Below are 4332 nucleotides of genomic sequence, written 5' to 3'. Positions count from 1 at the left end.
TGAAGAAGCGGCGGCGGCGTTCCCGTACCAGCAGGCCTACCTGCCCTACAACCGCCTCATCGACGGAACGGTCCACGACTGGTGAGCACTTCCATCCCGGCCGCCGGGAAGCCGAAGCTCCGCATCATTGTGATGGGGGTGTCCGGCTGCGGCAAGACCACCATCGGCGATCTCGTCGCCCGGGAACTCGGCGTGCCGTTCCTCGACGGCGACTCCCTCCACCCCGTGGAGAACGTCGCCAAGATGGCCGCCGGCACGCCCCTGACGGACCACGATCGCTGGCCCTGGCTCGCGACGGTGGGCACCGAGCTGGCCAACGCGGGCGAGGGCGGCATGGTCCTGGCGTGCTCTGCCCTCCGCCGCAGCTACCGCGACGCCATCCGTCAGCAGGCCCCGGACACCATCTTCCTGCACCTGCACGGCAGCAAGGAGGTCCTGAGGGCGCGGACGGAAGGGCGCACCGGCCACTTCATGCCGCCCGCCCTCCTTGACTCCCAGCTCGCCACGCTGGAACCCCTGGAGGCTGACGAATCCGGCTTCGTCGTCGACATCGCTGCCGGCGTGGACGAGGTGGTGCGGGAAGCACTCACCGGAATTGCCGCCGTCGCACGCTTCAGCACTGCCGGCCCTGCCGGTGCCTCCGGCACCCGGCCGCGGCAGTTCGACGTCGACCTCCAGGCGGCGCCGTTCAACCTCGACGACGACGCCGTGTCCTGGGTGGAATCCACCCTGGACGGCATGAGCCTTGAGGAAAAAATCGGTCAGCTGTTCATCAACCACAACAACGACTACTCCCCGGAGTACCTCGATGGCGTGCTGGAGAACTACCATGTGGGCGGCATGCGGTACCGGCCGGGCCCGTCCGCGGCCGTGCAGGAGCACATCCGGTACGCCCAGTCGAAGACCCGCATCCCTTTGCTGGTGGCCTCCAACCCGGAAATGGGGGGAGCCGGAAGCTGTGACGACGGCACATTCGTGTCCACGCACCTGCAGGCCGGCTCCCACCCGGACAAGGCCATCGCCCGGCAAATGGGGCAGGTAGCCGGGGTGGAAACCGCGGCGCTGGGCTGCAACTGGGCCTTCGCGCCGATCGTGGACATCCACTACAACTGGCGGAACACGGTCATCTCCACCCGGGCATTCGGGAACACCCCGGAAATCGTGGTGGAGCGCGCCAAGGAATACTTCGACGGCATCAGCGAGTCCCCGACAGTGTGCGCCATGAAGCACTTCCCGGGCGACGGCGTGGACGAACGCGACCAGCACGTCGTCACGTCCTACAACACGTTTGGCTACGAGGAGTGGAGCCGCACCTACGGGCACGTGTACCGGGAGATGATCGGGCACGGCGTGCAGTCCATCATGGTGGGGCACATCGGCGCCCCGGAGCTGTCCCGGCATTTCCGGCCGGGCATGGCGGACGCGGACATCCTGCCGGCCACGCTGTCCGCGGAGCTGCTGCAGGACCTGCTCCGCGGCGAACTGGGGTTCAACGGCCTTGTCCTTACCGATGCCTCGCAGATGGTGGGCCTCACCCAGGCCATGAAGCGCAAGGACCTGGTGCCGGCCACCATCGCGGCCGGCTGCGACATGTTCCTCTTCTTCCGCAATCCGGCGGAGGACTTCGGCTACATGCTGGACGGCTTCAAGTCCGGCGTCATCACCGAACAGCGCCTCCATGATGCACTGCGCCGGATCCTTGGGCTGAAAGCTGCCTTGGGGCTGCACCGTAAGCCGGCGGACCAGCTGGTTCCGCCTCCCTCGGCGCTTGCCGTGATCGGCAGCTCCGAACACCGGGCTGTTGCGGCGGACATCGCGGACAAGACCGTCACCCTGGTCAAGGACACTGCACACAACCTGCCCATCACGCCGCAGACGCATCCGCGCATCCGGCTGTACGGCATTTCCGGCGGGGCGGATTTCACCCGCGCCGATCCTCTGGCCTACCTGGACACCGTCAAGGAGGAGCTGGAGACCGCCGGCTTCGAGGTGCACCTGTTCAAGACCGCGGACCAGCGGGAGGCTGCGGGGGAGACCGGCATCAACTTCATGTCGGTCATCTCCGAGGAAGCCACCGGCGACTACGCGGACAAGTACGACGCCGCTTTTGTGTTCGCCAACGTCAAGGGTTTCGCGCAGGAAGCAGCGATCCGGATCAAGTGGTCCACGCCGATGGCCGCGGAGATCCCCTGGTACGTCACCGAGGTCCCCACGGTGTTTGTGTCCCTGAACCAGCCAAACCACCTGATCGATGTGCCGATGGTCAAAACGGCCATCCACGCGCACGCAGGGTCCCGCGAGGCCATCCGGGCCACCATCGAAAAGATCCAGGGCAAGTCCGCATTCCAGGGCACGTTCAACGACAACGTGTTCTGCGGTTCCTTCGACACCCGGCTCTGACCGGCGTCAACCCCGACGGCTGGGACGAGGCCATCCGCCGGCAAGCCAGCCCCCACGCAACAGCGGACGACGGCGGGACCCTCCGCCGTCGTCCGCTGCTGTGTGCCAGTGCTCCGCCAAGCCAGCGTGGTTGCCGGGCGGGGGCGGCGCTTAGTAGGCCTTAACGCGCTGTTCGACGACGAGGTGGATAAGCGCGAAGACGCCGTCCTCGTCGATGGCTGCAAGGGCTGCATTGAGTGCAGCGGGGATGTCCTTGTCCTTGGTGACAGTGACCCCGAAACCGCCGAAGGCCCTGGCCATCAGGCCGAAGTCCGGATTCTTCAGTTGCGTGCCGGAGACGCGGGACGGATAGTGCCGCTCCTGGTGGGTGCGGATGGTCCCGTACTCCTGGTTGTCCATGACGATCACAAGCGGCGTGGCACCGTACTGGACCGCCGTAGCCAGTTCCTGGCCGTTCATCAGGAACTCGCCGTCGCCTGCAATGGTGACCACCCGGCGTGCCGGTTCCGCCAGCGAGGCCGCGATGGCCGAGGGGACCGAGTAGCCCATCGAGCCGTTGCGGGCGCTGATCATCGAGGCGTACCGGCGGGTTGGGAAGTAGCGGTGGGCCCAGTTGGTGTGTTCGCCAGCGCCGAAGGTCACCATGGCATCCTCCGGAAGCCGTGGCACCAGGTTCGCCATCAGGGTGTCCATCCGCGCCCGGCCCGGTGCGGGGGAGGCCGGGGGCAGGGCGGCGAACCTTTGCTGCTCCGTCCGCATCCGCGCGGTCCAGGCTTTCCACTCCTCCTTGGCCGGCAGGCTGATGCCAGTGAGGTCGCGTACGAAGGCTTCCGGCTTGGCCAGGATTTGCCGGGAGACCGGGCCCGACCGGCCGCGGAGCGAGGGGTCCACGGTAACCAGGAAGTTCTTCTTGCTCCAGTCCTGCCGGCAGACGAACCCGTCCGTAATAACATCGCCCGGCACCGTCCCCACAAAGACCAGCAGGTCGGTTTCCTCCAGGAGATCGTAGGTGGGGCGGGGCCGGCCATAGCCAATAGGGCCAACATAGGAGGGCGAATCGAAGGACACCGTCCCCTGTGTCCGCCATTCCGCAGCTGCCGGGATCTGGTGCCGTTCCAGCCAGGCGGTCAGCTGGTCTGCCGCCGCCTGGGTCCAGTCGTTGCCGCCGGTAACGAACAGCGGCCTGCTCGATTCTTCCAGTGCAGCCCGGAGGGCGATAGCATCCGTGCTGCTCATGCCACCGGAGGCTACGGGTATGGCCGGATGCAGCGCAGGGTCGATCTGCTGGCGGATGATGTCCTCCGGCAGGCCCACCACCACCGGGCCCGGCCGGCCGCTCATGGCCGCAAACACTGCCTCGGCCACGATCTCGGACGCCCGTTCTGCGTGGTCAAGGACCATGACCCGCTTGGCGCCGGTATCGAACCAGGCCTTGATGTCGAACTCCTGGAAGGCCTCCCGGTCCCGGTGCGCGAAGGGGATCAGGCCCACAAACAGAAGCATGGGGGTGGAATCCTGCCACGCGGTGTGCAGGCCAACATGGGCGTTGGCGGCGCCGGGCCCACGGGTCACCATCGCCACGCCGGGGCGCTGGTTCATCTTTCCGTCCGCTTCAGCCATGTAGGCGGCGCCGCCCTCATGCCTGCAGACGATGGTTTCAATATCCGAGGCGTGCAGGCCATCCAATACGTCGAGGAAGCTCTCGCCCGGCACCACATAGGTGCGCTCCACCCCGTGCGAGGCCAGCGAATCAACTATCACATGGCCCGCGGATTTGGTTGCTGGTTCTGGCTTCTCCGAAGGGTTTGCCTGCAGCCCGTGCTGCGCGGAGGATTCGACGGCGGCGTGCGGGATGTGCGGTTCGGTCAGGGTTGCTGCTGCGGGTTCCGTTGTCATGGTCTTTCTTTATTGTTCGGTTATCTGATGGGTGTG

At 66.5% G+C, this 4332-nt stretch carries 2 protein-coding genes; one reads left to right on the top strand and one right to left on the bottom strand.

The annotated features are described in order from the left end of the window. Positions 1-132: 132 nt before the first annotated feature. Positions 133-2400 (top strand): gluconokinase, GntK/IdnK-type, encoded by a 2268-nt coding sequence (locus Q9R30_RS19150; protein WP_311218576.1) that lies wholly within the window; start codon positions 133-135, stop codon positions 2398-2400. Between the two features lie 150 nt (positions 2401-2550). Here the strand turns inward: Q9R30_RS19150 and Q9R30_RS19145 are convergent, their stop codons facing one another. Next, a complete protein-coding gene (locus tag Q9R30_RS19145) occupies positions 2551-4296 on the bottom strand; it encodes a thiamine pyrophosphate-dependent enzyme (RefSeq protein ID WP_311218575.1) in 1746 nt (581 codons plus the stop codon). Positions 4297-4332: the final 36 nt, after the last annotated feature.

This window comes from Arthrobacter sp. AB6 (assembly GCF_031844545.1).
Classification (GTDB): Bacteria; Actinomycetota; Actinomycetes; order Actinomycetales; family Micrococcaceae; genus Arthrobacter.
The sequence above is the reverse complement of the archived record's forward strand: the minus strand, read 5'-3'. Positions and strand labels throughout refer to the sequence as shown.

Bases quoted from the DNA above. Each gene is read 5' to 3' on its own strand.
- Q9R30_RS19150 (WP_311218576.1), top strand. From the start codon at position 133: ATGGGGGTGTCCGGCTGCGGCAAGACCACCATCGGCGATCTCGTCGCC.
- Q9R30_RS19145 (WP_311218575.1), bottom strand. From the start codon at position 4,296: ATGACAACGGAACCCGCAGCAGCAACCCTGACCGAACCGCACATCCCG.